The sequence below is a fragment of the Micromonospora sp. NPDC000663 genome, from assembly GCF_042898105.1.
In the GTDB taxonomy this organism is placed as follows: domain Bacteria; phylum Actinomycetota; class Actinomycetes; order Mycobacteriales; family Micromonosporaceae; genus Micromonospora.
Genome location: NZ_JBIAYR010000008.1, coordinates 58,878 through 75,450, shown reverse-complemented (window position 1 = coordinate 75,450; position 16,573 = coordinate 58,878). Strand labels below are relative to the sequence as shown.

The 16,573-nt window shown below is 73.3% G+C and carries 10 protein-coding genes and 1 pseudogene; 4 read left to right on the top strand and 7 right to left on the bottom strand.

What is annotated here, in order from left to right; all coding sequences use genetic code 11:
* Positions 1-248 precede the first annotated feature (248 nt).
* Entirely contained in the window at positions 249-3,158 is a 2,910-nt protein-coding gene (locus ACFY1S_RS23635; RefSeq protein WP_387121873.1) for a glycoside hydrolase family 48 protein, read from the top strand.
* Between the two features lie 308 nt (positions 3,159-3,466).
* Here the strand turns inward: ACFY1S_RS23635 and ACFY1S_RS23630 are convergent, their stop codons facing one another.
* Positions 3,467-4,159 (bottom strand): DUF3159 domain-containing protein, encoded by a 693-nt coding sequence (locus ACFY1S_RS23630; RefSeq protein ID WP_387122128.1) that lies wholly within the window; start codon positions 4,157-4,159, stop codon positions 3,467-3,469.
* 115 nt (positions 4,160-4,274) lie between these two features.
* On the opposite strand from ACFY1S_RS23630, the gene ACFY1S_RS23625 reads away from it, so the two are divergent.
* Complete coding sequence (locus ACFY1S_RS23625) at positions 4,275-5,162, top strand: phosphatase PAP2 family protein (RefSeq protein WP_387121870.1); 888 nt, start codon at positions 4,275-4,277, stop codon at positions 5,160-5,162.
* 21 nt (positions 5,163-5,183) lie between these two features.
* On the opposite strand, the gene ACFY1S_RS23620 is transcribed toward ACFY1S_RS23625, so the two are convergent.
* Positions 5,184-6,047, bottom strand: a complete 864-nt coding sequence (locus ACFY1S_RS23620; protein ID WP_387121867.1) for a DUF1028 domain-containing protein — start codon at positions 6,045-6,047, stop codon at positions 5,184-5,186.
* 51 nt (positions 6,048-6,098) lie between these two features.
* A pseudogene (locus ACFY1S_RS23615) lies at positions 6,099-7,318 on the bottom strand (low temperature requirement protein A).
* A gap of 154 nt (positions 7,319-7,472) precedes the next feature.
* Between ACFY1S_RS23615 and ACFY1S_RS23610 the strand changes: the two are divergent.
* Positions 7,473-8,456 (top strand): LLM class F420-dependent oxidoreductase, encoded by a 984-nt coding sequence (locus ACFY1S_RS23610; protein WP_387122125.1) that lies wholly within the window; start codon positions 7,473-7,475, stop codon positions 8,454-8,456.
* Complete coding sequence (locus ACFY1S_RS23605) at positions 8,453-9,244, top strand: SDR family oxidoreductase (RefSeq protein WP_364362862.1); 792 nt, start codon at positions 8,453-8,455, stop codon at positions 9,242-9,244. The genes ACFY1S_RS23610 and ACFY1S_RS23605 overlap by 4 nt, the downstream gene beginning before the upstream one ends.
* A gap of 58 nt (positions 9,245-9,302) precedes the next feature.
* Here ACFY1S_RS23605 and ACFY1S_RS23600 read toward each other — a convergent pair whose 3' ends face one another.
* Genes ACFY1S_RS23600 through ACFY1S_RS23585 form a run of 4 tightly spaced genes read right to left on the bottom strand, consistent with a single transcriptional unit; the run spans position 9,303 to position 16,467 of the window.
* On the bottom strand, positions 9,303-11,642 hold the full coding sequence (locus tag ACFY1S_RS23600) for a transglutaminaseTgpA domain-containing protein (RefSeq protein WP_387121864.1): 2,340 nt from the start codon (positions 11,640-11,642) through the stop codon (positions 9,303-9,305).
* The gene (locus ACFY1S_RS23595) at positions 11,639-12,805 is read right to left on the bottom strand and encodes a DUF58 domain-containing protein (protein ID WP_387121861.1); all 1,167 of its coding nucleotides are present in this window, start codon (positions 12,803-12,805) and stop codon (positions 11,639-11,641) included. The genes ACFY1S_RS23600 and ACFY1S_RS23595 overlap by 4 nt, the downstream gene beginning before the upstream one ends.
* A gap of 14 nt (positions 12,806-12,819) precedes the next feature.
* Positions 12,820-13,815 (bottom strand): MoxR family ATPase, encoded by a 996-nt coding sequence (locus tag ACFY1S_RS23590; protein WP_364362865.1) that lies wholly within the window; start codon positions 13,813-13,815, stop codon positions 12,820-12,822.
* Between the two features lie 27 nt (positions 13,816-13,842).
* Positions 13,843-16,467, bottom strand: a complete 2,625-nt coding sequence (locus ACFY1S_RS23585) for a fibronectin type III domain-containing protein (protein ID WP_387121858.1) — start codon at positions 16,465-16,467, stop codon at positions 13,843-13,845.
* Between the last annotated feature and the right edge of the window lie 106 nt (positions 16,468-16,573).

Here is a 16,573-nt window from a genome sequence, read left to right as displayed (position 1 = left end):
CGATTCGACGCGACAGGAGCCACATCGCGTGAGCGCGGGTCCGCCGAGGGCAGCCGGCAGCACGACATCCGGTCACGGCACCCGAATGCGGCCGACGGGACCCCTCCCGTGCCGGCCACACCGCCGTACCCCGGCCGGGCCCGGGGGAGACCACCTTCCCGGCGCCTCGAATCCCCCGCGACCACCACCCTCGCGGGCAGGCGCCCCGCCGGGACCATCCCGGCCTGGCCCGAGGAGACACCGCGCACATGAGACAACTGGCACGACGCCGCCGCGTGGCGATCATCGCCGCCGTCGCGCTCGCCGTCGGCGGGGTGACCCTGCCCGCCGGCGCCGCGCAGGCCGCACCCGCCTGCGACGTGGTCTACGCGACGAACGACTGGAACAACGGCTTCACCGCGAACGTCACAATCAAGAACCTGGGCGACGCGGTCAGCAACTGGACCCTCAAGTGGACCTTCCCGAACAGCGGCCAGCGGGTCACCCAGGGTTGGTCGGCCAGGTTCAGCCAGACCGGCAGCGAGGTCACCGCGACAAACGAGTCGTACAACGGCAACCTCGGCACCGGGGCGTCCACCACCATCGGCTTCAACGGCTCCCACACGGGCAGCAACCCGAAGCCCACCTCGTTCACCCTGAACGGGACCACCTGCAACGGCACCGCGGCCAACCAGCCGCCGACGGTCTCCCTCGGCGTGCCGTCCGGGCCGTTCACCGCACCCGCCGACGTGCCGCTGACCGCCACCGCGAGCGACCCGGACGGGACGATCAGCAAGGTCGAGTTCTACCGCAACGGCCTGCTGATCAACACCGACACCTCCGCGCCGTACGCGTACACACAGGAGGACCTGCCGGCCGGCAGCTACACCGTCCAGGCCAAGGCGTACGACAACGCCAACGGCATCGGTGTCGACGAGAAGTCGTTCACAGTCGGCGCCGCCACCGGCCCGACGCTTGTCGCCACCCCGTCCGCGGTGAGCGTCAGCGAGGGTGGCACCGCCACCTTCAACCTGAAGCTCAGCTCCGCGCCGACGGCCAACGTGCCGGTCACCCTCACCCGCACCGGCGACACCGATGTCACGGTCTCGCCGGCCACCGTCACGCTGACGCCCAGCAACTGGAACACCGGGGTCACCGTCACGGTCGCCGCGGCGGAGGACAGCGACACCGCGGGCGGCGCCGCCACCATCACCGCCTCCGCCACCGGCCTCGCCTCGCTGGCGGTCGCCGCCACCGAGATCGACAACGACACCCCCGGCGGCGGCGACAACGCCTACATCAAGAAGTTCCTCGACCAGTACGGCAAGATCAAGAACTCGGGCTACTTCAGCCCCGAGGGCGTGCCCTACCACTCGGTCGAGACGCTGATCGTCGAGGCGCCGGACCACGGCCACGAGACCACCTCCGAGGCGTTCAGCTTCTGGCTGTGGCTGGAGGCCTACTACGGCCGGGTCACCCAGAACTGGGCCCCGTTCAACAACGCGTGGACGGTGATGGAGAAGTACATCATCCCGACCCACGCCGACCAGCCGACCGCTGGCTCCGCCGGCACCCCGCAGTACGCCGCGGAGTACAACCTGCCCAGCCAGTACCCCTCGGCGCTGAACCCGAACGTCCCGGTCGGTCAGGACCCGCTCCGCTCGGAGCTCCAGTCCACCTACGGCACCGGTGACATCTACGGCATGCACTGGCTGATGGACGTCGACAACACCTACGGCTTCGGCCGCTGCGGCGACGGCACCACCAAGCCGGCCTACATCAACACCTTCCAGCGGGGTACGCAGGAATCGGTGTGGGAGACCGTCCCGCAGCCGTCCTGCGACACCTTCAAGCACGGCGGTCAGTACGGCTACCTCGACCTCTTCGTCAAGGACACCGGCGCCCCCGCCAAGCAGTGGAAGTACACGAACGCCCCGGACGCCGACGCCCGCGCCGTGCAGGCCGCGTACTGGGCGCTGACCTGGGCCAAGGAGCAGAACAAGCAGGCCGACGTCGCCGCCACCGTGGCCAAGGCCGCCAAGATGGGCGACTACCTGCGGTACGCCATGTTCGACAAGTACTTCAAGAAGATCGGCAACTGCGTCGGGGCCAGCACCTGCGCCGCCGGCAGCGGCAAGGACTCGGCGCACTACCTGCTGTCCTGGTACTACGCCTGGGGTGGCGCGTACGACACCAGCCAGAACTGGTCCTGGCGGATCGGCTCCAGCCACAACCACTTCGGCTACCAGAACCCGTTCGCGGCCTGGGCGCTGACCAACACCCCCGAGCTGAAGCCGCAGTCGGCGACAGCCGTCGCCGACTGGACCAAGAGCTTCGAGCGGCAGCTGGAGTTCTACACCTGGCTCCAGTCCGCCGAGGGCGGCATCGCCGGTGGCGCCACCAACAGCTGGGACGGCAGCTACGCCCAGCCGCCGGCCGGCACCAGCACCTTCTACGGCATGTTCTACGACGTCGACCCGGTCTACAACGACCCGCCGTCGAACCAGTGGTTCGGCATGCAGGCGTGGTCGATGCAGCGGATCGCCGAGCTGTACCTGCAGACCGGCAACGCGAAGGCAAAGGCGCTGCTGGACAAGTGGGTGCCGTGGGCGATCGCCAACACCACCCTCGGCACCAACTGGTCGATCCCGTCGGACATGAAGTGGACCGGCCAGCCGACCACCTGGAACCCGTCCAGCCCACAGCCCAACACCAACCTGCACGTCGAGGTCACGGTCAAGGGTCAGGACGTCGGCGTCACCGCCGCCTACGCCCGTACCCTCATCGCGTACGCGGCCAAGTCGGGCAACACGGCTGCCAAGGACACCGCGAAGGGTCTGCTCGACGCGCTGTCCGCCGCCAGCGACGCCAAGGGTGTCTCCACCACCGAGTCGCGGGGTGACTACCGGCGCTTCGACGACACCTACGACGCGTCCACCGGGCAGGGCCTCTACGTCCCGTCGGGCTGGACCGGGAAGATGCCGAACGGCGACGCCATCGCCGCGGGCAAGAGCTTCCTGGACATCCGTTCCTTCTACAAGAACGACCCGGACTGGCCCAAGGTGCAGGCGTACCTGGACGGCGGCCCGGAACCCACGTTCAACTACCACCGCTTCTGGGCGCAGGCCGACGTCGCCATGGCGTACGCCGACTACGGCAACCTGTTCCCGAACGGCTGACAACGACCCGGGGTGGGTGGCGCCCCCGCCCACCCCGGGGGTTCGGCCGGGTCCGGGGGAACGATGGGACCCGGCCGGCGGACGGCCTGACACCCACGGTCAGGCCGGGGTGGGCCGGCCCTCCGGACAACGCAGCGGATCGGCCGGCTCACCCCACCCGCCCGGACTGGAGGAAGCCGCGAAAAAGCCCAGAAATTCGGGCCCTGGCGGGATCACACAAAGGACTGTGACGGAGTAACGTACGTCACCGGAGAGGCCGCTCCCCCCGTGGCGGCCTCTCCACTTTTTGCCCCGGACCGGCGCCCGGCTCACCCGCCGGAAGGCTCACCGGTGACCGGATGCCGCAACCCCGGATGCCCGGCCGGCAACGACCGGCGCAGCACCAGCCAACTCACCGCGAGCGCCGCCGCGACAAGCGGCCACGTCAGCGCCACCCGCGCCACCACCAGCCCGAGGACCTGCCCGCCCAGGTACAGCGGCACGAACACCGCCACCCGCAGCAGGTACGTCGCCGTCCAGACCCAACTGGCCCGGCCGTACCCGCGCAGCAGCGCCGGGTCACGACGCCACCGGGTCCGCTGACCGAGCACCGCGCCGACCAGCACCCCGAGCAGCGGCCAGCGCACCACGATGCTCACCGTCCACACCAGCGCGCTCGCGGCGTTGGAGAGCAACTGGATGAGAAAGAAGTTCTCCGCCCGGCCCGTCCGCACCGCGATCAGCGCCGCGACGCAGACCGCCAGAAGGCCGATCAGCACCGAGCGCGGCTGGTCACCCCGACGCAGCCGTACGCCTGCCACCGTCGCGCCGACGGCAAGCGCCGCGCCCACCCCGGCCCACAAAGACTCGCCGCCGAGCAGCCAACCCGCCGCGAACGCCAGCGGCGGCAGCGTGGCGTCGACGGCCCCGCTCCGGCCGCCCAGCAGGTCCGCCAGCGACTCGGCCCGCGCCGGACCGCCACCCGGCCCGTCGCCGACCGGCCGCCGATCGCCGCGTTCCACCTGGCCCGCGTCGCGCTCCGGTGTGTCGCCCACCGCCACCTCCTCACCCGCGCCCAACCTAACCATCGACAGGCGGCGGGCCACCGATCGGCCGGCCGACCCCTGCCGCTACGGTGTGCGGATGCGCGCGACGGCACGGGGTTGGACTGCGGTCTGGTTGGTCGTACTGGCCCTCGTCCAGGCGGCCGCCTTCCTCGCCGTCTGGCGGGTGGCCGTGCACACCGAGATCGGCCAGTGGGTGGACACGGTCGCCCTGACCGGCAACCGGATCGGGCAGGACCGCATCGACGGCCCCGTCGACCGGATCCTCAACGCGATGTCTGTGGTGTCCCTGGTGGCAGCCACCGCCGTGATCGGGTTCATCGCCCTCATCCGGGGGCGGATCGCGCTGGCCATCACCGCGACGCTGCTGATCGCCGGCGCGAACGTCTCCACCCAACTGCTCAAGTACGGGCTGAACCGGCCGGACTACGGCGTCGACCCGGAGCGGGCCGCCGTCGGCAACAGCCTGCCCAGTGGACACACGGCGGTGGCCGCGTCGGTGGCGGTCGCGCTGGTACTCGTCCTGCCCCGCAAGGTGCGCGCGGTGGGCGCCTTCCTCGGCGCCGGCTACGCCGCCCTCGCCGGGGTGGCCACCCTCTCCGCCGGCTGGCACCGGCCCAGCGACGCGGTCGCCGCGTACCTGGTGGTGGGGGTGTGGGCGGCTCTGGCCGGTCTGCTCCTACTCGTCACCCAGCGGGAACAGGCCGAGGTCGCCCCCGGCGACGCGCACCGGATCGCCGCGCTGGTGCTCGGCGTGGCAGGTGTCCTCGCCCTGATCGCCTGCGGGCTGGCGCTGTCCTGGCTCGTCGACCTGCGCGGCACCGGGCCGGACGAGCTGAGCCGCCGTCCACTCTTCGTCGGGTACGCGGGCAGCGCCGCCGGCATCGCCGGCACGATGGCCGTGGTGATGGCGCTGGTGCTGACCGTCGTGCACCGCCTCGTCCCCAGGGTCAAGGGCTGAACCCTCGACCGGGGCGCGAGGTCAGCTCGCGGAGCGGGGGGCGGGGACGTGCGGCGCGACGCGGCGCAGGTGCGTCAGCACCACCGGGTCGATCCGCCCCGGCACCAGCCGCTCCTCCAGATTTTCCAGCCCCGCCCAGGAGTTCAGGGCCTCCTCGGGCCCCTCCCCGGCCACCGGGTGGCCGAGCGCGCCGAGCAACGCGGCCACCTCCTCGGCGACCGCGCCGCTCAGGTCCAGCAGGGTGGCCGGGTCGGGCCGGCTGAACAGCATGGTGTGCACGGTCAGCAGTCGACCCAGCTCGGTGATCGGGTCGGGGTGGTCGTCCACCCGCAGGTCGACGAGCACGTCGCTGCCGCCGCCGTACCCGCCGCCGCGCTCGACCACCAGTAGCCCGGCGCTCTGCCGGCCCCGCCGGTCCCCGCCGGCCTCGTCACCGGCGCGCAGCGCGGCGACCAGCCGCTCGGCGAACGGCAGCGTCGACCCGGCCAGCCACGCGTCGGCCAACGCGTCGACCACCTCCGGGCCGGTGAGGATGTTGCCCTGCGCGGCCCAGCCGTCGCCGGTCCGCCCGCCGGCCCACGGATGGCAGGCCGACCCTGTCCAACTCGCGCCCGGACCGGTGGCGGCCACCACCCCGAGCTGCCGGTGCTCCCGTTCGGGGTCGGCGGCGGTCAGGCCGGCCACCACGTCGGCGGCGGCCACCCCGGTGCGCAGCAGGGCCAGCCCCTGGGGACGGTAGGCCAGGTTGACGTGCGCCTGGGCGGCCAGCGCGCCGACCTCGGCCGCCGCCGCGGGCACCAGCGCCCCGGCGGCGAGGAACTTGCTGGCCACGACGACACCGTGCAGGCGGCCGTCGGTGGAGCGGGCGACGAGGGAGAAGGTCACCCGCCGAGATTAGCCGGCCGCACCGCGCGGGCAGTGCCGTACGCCGATGGGTCAGAACGGTGGCGCGGCGGGCTCCGGCGGGGCGCCGCGTGCCCGGCGGGCGTCGGCGACCGCGACGGCGCCGAGCGCCAGCACCGCGACGGCGGCGGCGGCGAGCCCGGGCACGTACCGCAGCGGCACGGCCGCCGCCACCAGGACCAGGATGGCGATCCACCGGGACCGGGAGACCCTGCCGAACACCTCGTACTCGAAGCGGGCGCGGCCGGCCATGAACAGCGCCGGTCCACCGAGCACCAGGGCCAGCCACGCCGCCGGAAACCGGTCCACCGGATGCTCGATGAGCAGCTCGTAGCCGATCGCGGTGGCGGAGAGGCCGACCACATGACCAGGTGGGTGTCGGCGGCCGAGCGGCCGATGGTGGCGGGATGTCGGGCCTTCACCACCGCCTCACCCAGGATCTGACCGGCGCGCTGGACGTAGATCCGCCACAGCAGGATCGACGTGGCAAGGGCCAGCCCGAACGCCCACGCGTGCCCCGCCTCGTACGCCCCGCTGCTGTACGCGAAGCCGGCCACCAGGATCGTCTCGCCCAGCGCGACGAGGAAGAACTGCTGGTACCGCTCGGCCAGATGCTCTCCGGCGATCTCCCACTTCGACATCGTCGACCTACCCAGCCCCGGCACCGGCCAGCCGCACCGCGCGGCCACATACTCGATGGCGAGCGCCGCCGCCCAGAGCACCACCTGCGGGTTGGTCGGCAACATCGCCCCACCGATCCACAACACCCCGGTGAACGCGAAGATCACCGCCATGCGGACCTTCAGCCGGCGATACGGGTGCGGGCCCAGCGCCAGCGACAGGATCACCGGCCGGGACACCTGCGCCACCACGTACGCCACCGCGAACATCAGGCCGGCCTGGCTGAACGCCCGCGGGATCGCCACACCCATCACCATCCCGGAGACCAGCGCGGTCAGGACGACCGTCTGGAGTGGGATCTTGCACGGGTCGTACCTGCTCGTCGTCCACGCCGTGCCCTGCCAGACGGACCAGGGCGCCAGCAGCAACAGCAGCGTCTTGCCGCCTCCGGTGACCGCCGCCCAACTGTGCTCACGGGCCGGCGCGCCGGTCAGGTCCTCGAACGTCCGCGCGGAGATCCGGGTGAGCGCGAAGACGTACGCCAGGTCGAAGAAGAGTTCAAGGAAGGTGGCCCGGCCCGGCGCAGCCGCCGCCGGGACCGGCTCCAGGCGGCCCGCCGCCCTGGAACCCATGGTCAGCGGCCTGCGCCGGTGGTCCGTTCCACCTCGAAGTCGTAGCACCCTTCTCGGATGCGACAGCCGGAAACCGGCGATTCTGCCCAGTACGAAGATCTTGCTCGGGCACCCCGTCAACGGGCACGATCGATCGGTGACGAATCGATGGGGCATGACCGTGCCGTTCGGCGGGCTCGCACTGAGCGACCACGAGGCCGCCTACACGGCCCTCGACCGGGCCGGGTTCACCGACGTGTGGTCGTCCGAGGTCGCCGGGGCCGACGCGTTCACCCCGCTGGCGCTCGCCGCCGCCTGGCAGCCTCGGCTGCGGTTGGGCACCGCCATCGCCCCGGTGTTCACCAGAGGCCCGGGCCTGCTCGCGATGAGCGCCGCGGCGCTTGCCGAGGCCGCGCCGGGCCGGTTCGCGCTCGGCATCGGCGCGTCCTCGCCGGTGCTCGTACGGGACTGGAACGCGCTGCGCTTCGACGAGCCGTTCCGGCGTACCCGGGACGTCCTGCGCTTCCTGCGCGCCGCACTGCGCGGCGAGACCGTCGACGAGGTCTACGACACCTTCACCGTGCGGCGGTTCACCCTCGAACGGCCGCCCGCCGTGCCGCCGCCGATCGTGCTCGCCGCACTGCGTCCCGGGATGCTCCGGCTGGCCGGCGCCGAGGCCGACGGGGTCATCCTCAACTGGCTCAGCGCCGACGACGTGCCACGCGCCCTCGGCGAGCTGGGTGAGCGCCGCGCTGGCTTCGAGGTGGCCGCCCGGATCTTCGTGTGCCCCACCGAGGACGCCACGTACGCCCGTGCGCTGGGCCGCCGGCTGATCACCAGCTACCTCACCGTCCCCGCGTACGCCGAGTTCCACCGCTGGCTGGGCCGCGACGAGGTGCTGGCGCCGATGTGGCAGGCGTGGGCCGCCGGTGACCGGCGCGGAGCCAGCGCTTCGGTACCGGACGAGGTGGTCGACGCGTTGGTGCTGCACGGCACTCCGGATCGGTGTCGTGCCCAGGTGCGCCGCTACGCCGACGCCGGCGTGGACGTACCGGTGCTCGCGCTGCTGCCCACCCCGGAGGTGACCGCCGGCGGCGCGACGGCGCTGCTCACCCTCATCGCCCAGCTGGGCACGGACACGGCAGGAGCCTCCGCGTGAACCTCACCGACCGGATCGTGGTGGTCACCGGCGGCGCCGGCGGCATCGGAGCGGCCCTGTCGCGCCGCTTCGCCGCCGAGGGCGCCGCCGCGGTGGTGGTAGCCGACCTGGACGCCGAGGCGGCGGACGCGGTGGCCGAGGGCATCGGCCCTGTCGCGCACCCCATCGCCCTCGACGTCACCGACGAGGAGCAGGTCCGCGACCTGGTCGCCGACACCGAGGAGCGCTACGGCCGGATCGACCTGTTCTGCGCCAACGCGGGCGTGACCACAGGCGGGGGAGTGGAGGTCGACGACGCCGGCTGGGACCGGGCGTGGCGGGTCAACGTGCTCGCCCACGTCTACTCGGCCCGTGCGGTGCTGCCCGGGATGCTCGCCCGGGGCGGCGGGCACCTGCTGCACACGTGCTCGGCGGCGGGCGTGCTGACGGCGGTGGGCGACGCCGCGTACACCGCGACGAAACACGCCTCGGTGGGGTTCGCCGAGTGGCTGGCAATCACCTACCGGGACCGGGGCATCCGGGTCAGCGCGCTGTGCCCGCAGGGCGTGGACACGCCGATGCTCGCCGAGGGCATCGTCGAGGGTCACCTGGGCGCTCGGGTGATCGCCGCGTCCGGCGCGGTGCTGACCCCGGATCAGGTCGCCGACGCCGCGGTCGCCGGGCTCGCCGAGGAGCGGTTCCTCATCCTGCCGCACCCGGAGGTCGCCGACTACGCGCGCCGCCGCGCCGAGGACCCGGACGGCTGGCAGGCCGGCATGCGCAAACTGGTCCGCCGCCTGAGCGCCTGATCGGAGCGGCTGCGCCTGGCGACCCGCAGGCGTCGGCGCGACCCCGAACAGGTCTTGCTCAGCGCGGGGGTCGGCCGGCCCGGCGTAGGGGGGCCGGGTGGACGGACCAGAGGAGGCGACGCCACCAGGGGCGGGCGGACCGCAGGGTCGCCACGTAGGCGGTGGCCATCTCGGCGGCCCGGCCCGCCTGGGCGGGCGTCACGGCGCCGGGGGCGAAACCCACCTCGTTGAGCAGGACCGCCAACTCGTCGACGCCGTCCGGGTTCCCGACGGCCGCCGCGCCGTCGCCCGTACCCGCGACACCGTCCGGGGCGGACGGCCCGCCGCCGGTGTGGCGGGCCCGCGCGTCGGCGAGGGCCTGGCGGGCGTGCCCGGCGACCTCGGTGGCCGCCAGATCGTCGCCGACCGGTCGCCCGGCCAGCCGCAGCGCGTCGGTGACCTCCCGCCAGGCGCCGGCGACGCGCTGGCCGGGGTCGCCCCGGACGAGCCGGTTGCGGGTGAGGGAGCGGCGCATCGCCAACAGGGTGAGCAGGAGAGCCCCCACCACCAGCAGCAGGCCACCGCTGCCACCGGCGACCAGAACCGGCGTGGACACCCCGCCTGGCGCGGGCGGCCCGCCCGGGGCGGCCACCGGCTCCGGCGACGCGGTCGGCTCCGCGGTGGGCGCCGGCGCCTCCGAAGGCGGCGGGTCCTCAGGTGTCGGTCGGAAGTCCTCCTCCACAGGCCTCGGCTCCTCGTTCGGGCGGGGCAGCGGGTCGAACGGCACCCAGCCCAGCCCGTCGAAGAGCACCTCCGGCCAGGCGTACGCGTCACCGGCCCGTACCGTCCCCTGCCCGCCCGACCGGAAGCCCACCACCACCCGGGTGGGCAGGCCGCTGAGTCGACCGAGCACCGCGAACGCCGCCGCGAACTGCTCCGACGTGCCCTCCTGGCCACCGGCGTTGCGCGGTCCGAAGAGGAAGAAACCCAGATTCGGGTACGCGTGCCCGCTCGGCGCGTCGGCCACCACCCGGTAGTGCTCGGCCAGGAACTGCTCGATCGCCGACGCGCGTGCGTACGGGGCGCCGTTGTCCTCGGCGAGTTGGGTGGCGAGCCTGCGCAGCGTGTCGGGTACGCCGTCGGCGACCCGCAGCACCCGGGCCACCTCGTCACCGGCGGGCACGTTCGCGGTGGTGAGCAGGTTGGTGTCCGGCCGTTCCCGCACCGAGGTCACCGTGTAGCGCAGCCCCGGCGTCAACCCCTCCGGCCGGATCATCGTCCCGGTCGCCGGGTCGTACGCCACCCGCGCGCCACTGACCTCGCGCGGCGTCGCCACGGCGGGCAGCAGCCGACCGCTCAGGTCCGCCACCGTGATCTGCTGCCTGACGGTCTGCACCGTGTTGTCGGCCGCCGGCGTGGTGGCCGGCAGGATCCGCCCCGCGTTGCGGTACGTCGCGCCGACCCGCCAGGTAACCCCGTCGTAGTCGCTGAGCACCGCCAGCCGGATCCGCGGGCTGTCGCCTCCGTCCGCGGCCGGCCCGGCATCCCCGGCCGGTTCGTCGGACGGCACCGTGCTCACGTCGAGGAGCTTCTGCTCCGGGTGCAACGCCCAACCGGAGATCCGGATCAGCGGGTTCTCGTCGAGTGACTGCACCTGCGGCGGCTCCACGTACCGGCGCGGGTCCACCGGCCGGCCGTCGACCTGCGCGGCGACCACCGGGCCGAGCAGCGCCACGAGCCCGAGCACCAGGGCCACTCCCAGCGCCGAGGTGACGGCGAGGCGCAGTCGCACCGCCGCGCGTACCCCGGGGGTCAGGTCGGCGCTCGGATCGCCGCTGGCCGGTGCCACGCCCGCCGGAACCGCCAGACCGACCGCCGCTACCGCGACGAACGCCAGCGTCGGCCCCACCGCCGGTTCGGCGTTCGGGCCGACCACGTAGATGGCGGCTGCGTACAGCCCGGCCGCTGGCAGGTAGCCCAGCAGCACCCGACCGGTACGCAACGCCACCTCCGCACCGGCCAGCCCGGCCAGCCAGGCGGCGACCACCGGCACCAGCACCGTGTCCGGTGTGGGCTCCACCGGGATCATCGCGGTGAGCAGCCGGGGGATGCCGTTGCGCGCGGCGTCCGAGGTGACCTCCAGCAGGCTGCCCGGCAGGTCGGCGCGCGACGCCGCCAGCCGCAGCGACAGCAGCGTCCACCCGGCCATCGCGGCCACCGACACCGGCGCCACCAGCCACGACGGCAGCCGTCGGGCGGCCACGCTCACCAGCACCGACCCGACCGCCGCGCCGATGACCAGCCGGGTGAGCAGGTCACCCGCGTACACCCGGCCGAGCACCACCCCGGCGAGCGCGGTCAGCCCGAGCAGCGCCAGCGGGACCACGGCGGCCCGGAGCGCCCCCGCGAGACGGGTCACCACCGGCGCACCCCGTCCCACTCGGCGGCGAACTGCGCGCCGTCGGCCGCGTCGACCACCACCAGGCCCGCCGCGCCCGGAGGCGTCGGCTCGGCCGCGCCGAACACCCCGACCACCACCGACGGATACGCCCCGCGCAGCGCGCCGACATGCCCCAGCTCGTCCCGACCACCCGGCCCGGTCAGCACGATGAGCGTGTCACCGAGCCGGTCCTGGCGCAGCCGGGTGGTGGCCGCGCGCAGCGCGTCAGCGTCATCGCAGAACCCGGCGGCGGCGAGCCGGTCCAACGGGGCGGGCGAGGCGTCCGCGTCGCCGTCCCCGCGCTCGACCAGTTCCGGGCCGACCAGCAGCAACAGCACCGGCAGGTCGGCGCGGTGCGCGGCGGTGACCACCGACGCCGCCGCCTCGCAGGCCGACTCGAACGACTCCGCCACACCGTCCACCCGCTGCGGATGCGCGACCGCCCGGTTGTCCAGCAGGACGACCAGACGCGGCAGGCTGGTGTCCACGTTCTCCCGGACCATCAGCTCACCGACGCGGGCGCTGGTCCGCCAGTGCACGCGGCGCAACTCGTCACCCACCACGTACTCCCGCAACGAGTCGAAGGTGATCGACCCGTGCGGCACCCCGTCGACCCGGCCGTCGAGGCTGCGCCCCGCGCCGGTCGGCACCGCGGTCAACGGATGGATGCGCGGGTGCACCCACACCGGGGTCGTCTCGCCGTACGGGCGGGCCAACGCCACAAGCCCCAACGGGTCACGCCGCGTCACCCGCAGCGGCCCCACCGGCACCACCCCCCGGCGGTCGGTCGGCACCTCGTACCGGACCTCGGTGTCCCGACCCGGCCGCACCCGCAGCAGCGGCACCGGCACCGACCGCTTCCCGCACCGGTCCTCGGCCAGCAGGTTCGCCGACCGCAACCGCCCCGTGTTGCGGACCGTCACCGTCATGCTCGCCGGCTCGCCCCGGGCCACCCGGTCCGGGTCGGCACGCCGCGTCACCGTCAGCCGGGGCCGCCAGGCCGCGACAAGCGCCGCGTAGCCGACCGCCGCGCCGGCCGCCGCGCCGAGCAGCGTCAACTCGGGGTACGCGAACCGGAAGCCCACACCCAGCAGGACGACGGCGGCGACGAGCAGCCCGACCCCTCGGGCGGTGATCCCCATACCGCTGCTGCCGGTCAGCCCTGCACCGGCGCCGGCTGCCCCGACGGCAGCGGGACCGGCACCGACGCGATGGCCTGGCGCAGCACCTCCGCCGCGGTCACCCCGCGCACCTGGGCGTCCGGGGTGAGCAGCAGCCGGTGCGCGAACACCGCCTCGGCGAGCGCCTTCAGGTCCTCCGGCATGATCCAGCCCCGCCCGTCGATGAGCGCGTACGCGCACGCCGCACGGGTCAACGCGATGACCCCCCGGGGACTGACACCGACCCGCACCTGCGGGTGGGTACGTGTGGCGGCAGCCAACCGGACCGCGTACGCGTAGAGCGGCTCGGCGATGTGCACCCGACGGGCCATCCGGACCATCTCCCCGACTGTCGTCGTGTCGGTGACCGGGGCGAGCGCCTCCGGGGACCGCACGGTCGCGCCGCGCAGCACCTCCACCTCGACCGCCTCGTCCGGATAGCCGACGGAGAGCTTCACCAGGAACCGGTCCAACTGCGCCTCGGGCAGCCGGTACGTGCCGTCCATCTCCACCGGGTTCTGGGTGGCCACCACGAGGAACGGAGACGGCACCGGATGCCGGACACCGTCCACCGTGACCGTGCGCTCCTCCATCACCTCCAGCAGCGCCGACTGGGTCTTCGGCGACGCCCTGTTGATCTCGTCGGCTATGACGATGTTGGCGAAGACCGGCCCCGGATGGAACTCGAAGTCCCTGCTCGCCTGGTTGAAGATGGTCACGCCGGACACGTCCGAGGGGAGCAGGTCGGGCGTGAACTGGATGCGCCGCCACTCACCCTTCACGGTGGCGGCGATGGCCCGCGCCAGTGTCGTCTTACCGACCCCGGGCACGTCCTCCAGCAGCACGTGACCCTGCGCGAACAGCGCCGTCAACGCCAGCCGCACCACCTGCGGTTTGCCGAGCACCACCGCGTTGACGTTCTCGGCCAGCCGGGCGGCCAGGGAGGCGAAGCCCTGCACCTCCGGCTGGGTGAGCGGCTCGTGAATGTTCACGGTCGGCGGTGCTCCTTGGCTGGTGGCTCAGCAGGTGGGCAGGACGTTGATGTTGTCGCCGCCCTCCAGGTTGAGCCAGGCCCAGGGAATGTAGTTCTTCCCGTCGTAGTTGACCTGCACCCACCAGGTGCTGCGCTTCTGGTTGTTGTAGATCCACGAGTCGACGTCCTCGCCAGACTTCTTGCAGTACGCCTGGAGCCGGCGACCCGGCTTGGCCCAGCCCACCTGCTTGTCGTTGTCCTGCCGGGGAACCGAGAAGATCTCGTTGCCGTTTCGACCGTCGACGTCGCTGTTGCAGTAGGTACGCTGGTCGCCGTCCGGGCCGTTGTTGCAGGTGGCGATGCCGTACAGCGGCTCGGTCTGCTGCGCCCTCGTGGCCGTGCCCTTACCGGCGGCGTTGCTCGCCGTCACCGTGAACGTGTACTTCGTGCCAGGTGTCAGCCCCGGGACCGTGATGCTGGAACACGCCCCGGCCTTCGCCGGCTCCCCAGGCGTACTCACCGAGCAGGTTGCCCTTCCGCCGCCCGCGTCCACAGTGAACGTCACGGTCGCCGACGTGGCGGTCGCCGACGAGCCGGTCACCGTGACCCTCGGCTCGGCGACCGTACGCGCCGTCGTGGTGGCCTCCGGGCCGGGCCCCGCCTCGTTTACCGCCTTCACCTTCACCGCGACGTTCTGGCCGTTGCCCAGCCCGGTGACAGTGGCACTGGTGTCCGTCGCCTCGCTGACCCGCCCGCCGACGTCCACCAGGTACTTCGTCACCGGACGGCCGTTCGCCTGCGCCGGCGCCCACTGCACGCTGACCGCGCCCGGCTGGTCGGCGACCGTACCGGCGCGCAGGTCGAGCGGCTTGCCCGGGGCCGCGAACGGCACCACCGTGTTGCTGACAGGCGAGGCCGCCGAACCGGCGCCCCTGCTGTTGACCGCCACCACCGTGAACGCGTACTGGGTGCCGAACTCCAGCTCCCCGGCGGGCACCACCAGCTCGGTCTTCGTCGACTCACCAGCCGGCGCGTTCGTACCCGCCGAGCTGGCCGTCACCGCGTACTTCGCGATCTTGTTGCCCTGCCCGTTCGCCGCAGGCCACTTCACCACCACCGTGCCGTCCGGCCGCGCCTGCGCGGTGACGCTGGCCGGCGGGTCGGGCACGGCGGCGGTCGGGGTCACCGGATTGCTGCTGCGCGAGGGGCCCTCACCCTTGGCGTTGACGGCGTGCACCGCGAACCGGTACGTCTCACCGTTGGTCAGGCCCTTGACCTCCACGGCACGCTGGTTGGCACCCACCTCCAGGCGCTGGCCGGCACCCTCCACCACGTACTTCATGATCTCGGCGCCGTTCGCGGCGGCCGGCCGCCAGCTCACCCGGGCCTGGGCGTTGCCGGCGGCGGCTGTGACACTGCGCGGCGCGCTCGGCTTGCCCACCCGGGGCTTTTTCGGCGGGGGCGGCGGCGGAGGGACGGGCGGCGGGTCACCGCCGAGCACGTCGTTGGCGTACTTGTCGACCTCGCGCACCTGGTGCTTGTCGTCCACCACCCGGGCGGTCGACGCGTCGGGGGAGTTGATGAACAGGTGGTTCTCGCGGACCTCCAGCTCCAGCGGCCCGTTCGCCCGGCCACGGATGGTGTCGACCAGTTGGCCGCCGGCGTCGAAGGAGTAGATCGTGCCGGTGGCCTCGTCGGCGCAGTAGAAACGGTCCGCCCACGCCACCGCCGGGCTGAGTCGGTCACCACTGCCCGGGACCGTGAACTCTCGCTCCTGTCCACCCTCACCCACCACCAGCACCCGCCGGTCCCCGGTCACGGTGACCGGGACGCGCGACCCGCTGGTGCGAGCGGGCAGCGCCGCCGGCCCGGGCAGCGTCAACGACGTCGGGCGCACCTCACCGCGCCGCACCCGCACCAGCTTGCCGGCCGTACGGTCGAGCACCGCCACCCCGTCGTCCAGGGTGGAGACGACAAGCTCGTGGCTGGGCTCCGCGACGTCGTACGTCTCGACCCGCTCCGGGCTGAGCCCGCCGCCGGCCGGCGTGCCCGACGCCGCCGCGGACGGCAACTTCGCGGCGGTCACCGCCGACACGGTGCCCTCGCTGGGCACCGCGATCCACAGTCGCCCCTCGCCGTCGAACGTGCCGCCGGTGATGCCCGGGGGATAGCGCACCGGCTCGCCGACAGGCGTCAACGAACGCGGATCGAGCTGCCGGACGATGCCCTGCACGGCGTCGACGACGAACGCCGCGTCCTCGTGCAGAGCCACACTCACGCCGAGGCCGGGGGTGGTCGGGGTCGTCGCGGTGAGTTGCAGGGTGGCCAGGTCAAGTGAACTGACCTGCCCGCTCTGCAGGTCACGCAGGATCAGCAGCCGATCGGTCTGGGTGACCTGCATCGGGTGCCGGCGCGTGCCCGCGACCTCGGTGCGGGTGTCGACCCGGGCCGTGACCCCGTTGACCCGGGCCAGCTCCCCGCGCGCCGCGCTCCACAGCCAGGAACTCGCGTCGTAGTTGGCCACCGCGTTGTCCGCCGCCCCCAACCCGAGGACGGTCAACCCCATGGCCGCCAACAGCGCCGTCACCGTGCCGACGGTCACCAGCCCACCGCGCAGCCGGGACCGGGAGCGGGGGGCGTCGGTCCGCACGGCGTCGTCGATGCTGGCCACAGCCGGCTGCCTCCCCTGAGTCGTGGCAGGTGGCGCGCCTCGCGGCAACCCCTCCCCTGAGCCGGGTGCCATCATATGGCCCGGCCGGGGCGGGGGGAACCCGCAC

Bases quoted from the DNA above. Each gene is read 5' to 3' on its own strand.
- ACFY1S_RS23635 (WP_387121873.1), top strand. From the start codon at position 249: ATGAGACAACTGGCACGACGCCGCCGCGTGGCGATCATCGCCGCCGTC.
- ACFY1S_RS23610 (WP_387122125.1), top strand. From the start codon at position 7,473: ATGACCGTGCCGTTCGGCGGGCTCGCACTGAGCGACCACGAGGCCGCC.
- ACFY1S_RS23595 (WP_387121861.1), bottom strand. From the start codon at position 12,805: ATGGGGATCACCGCCCGAGGGGTCGGGCTGCTCGTCGCCGCCGTCGTC.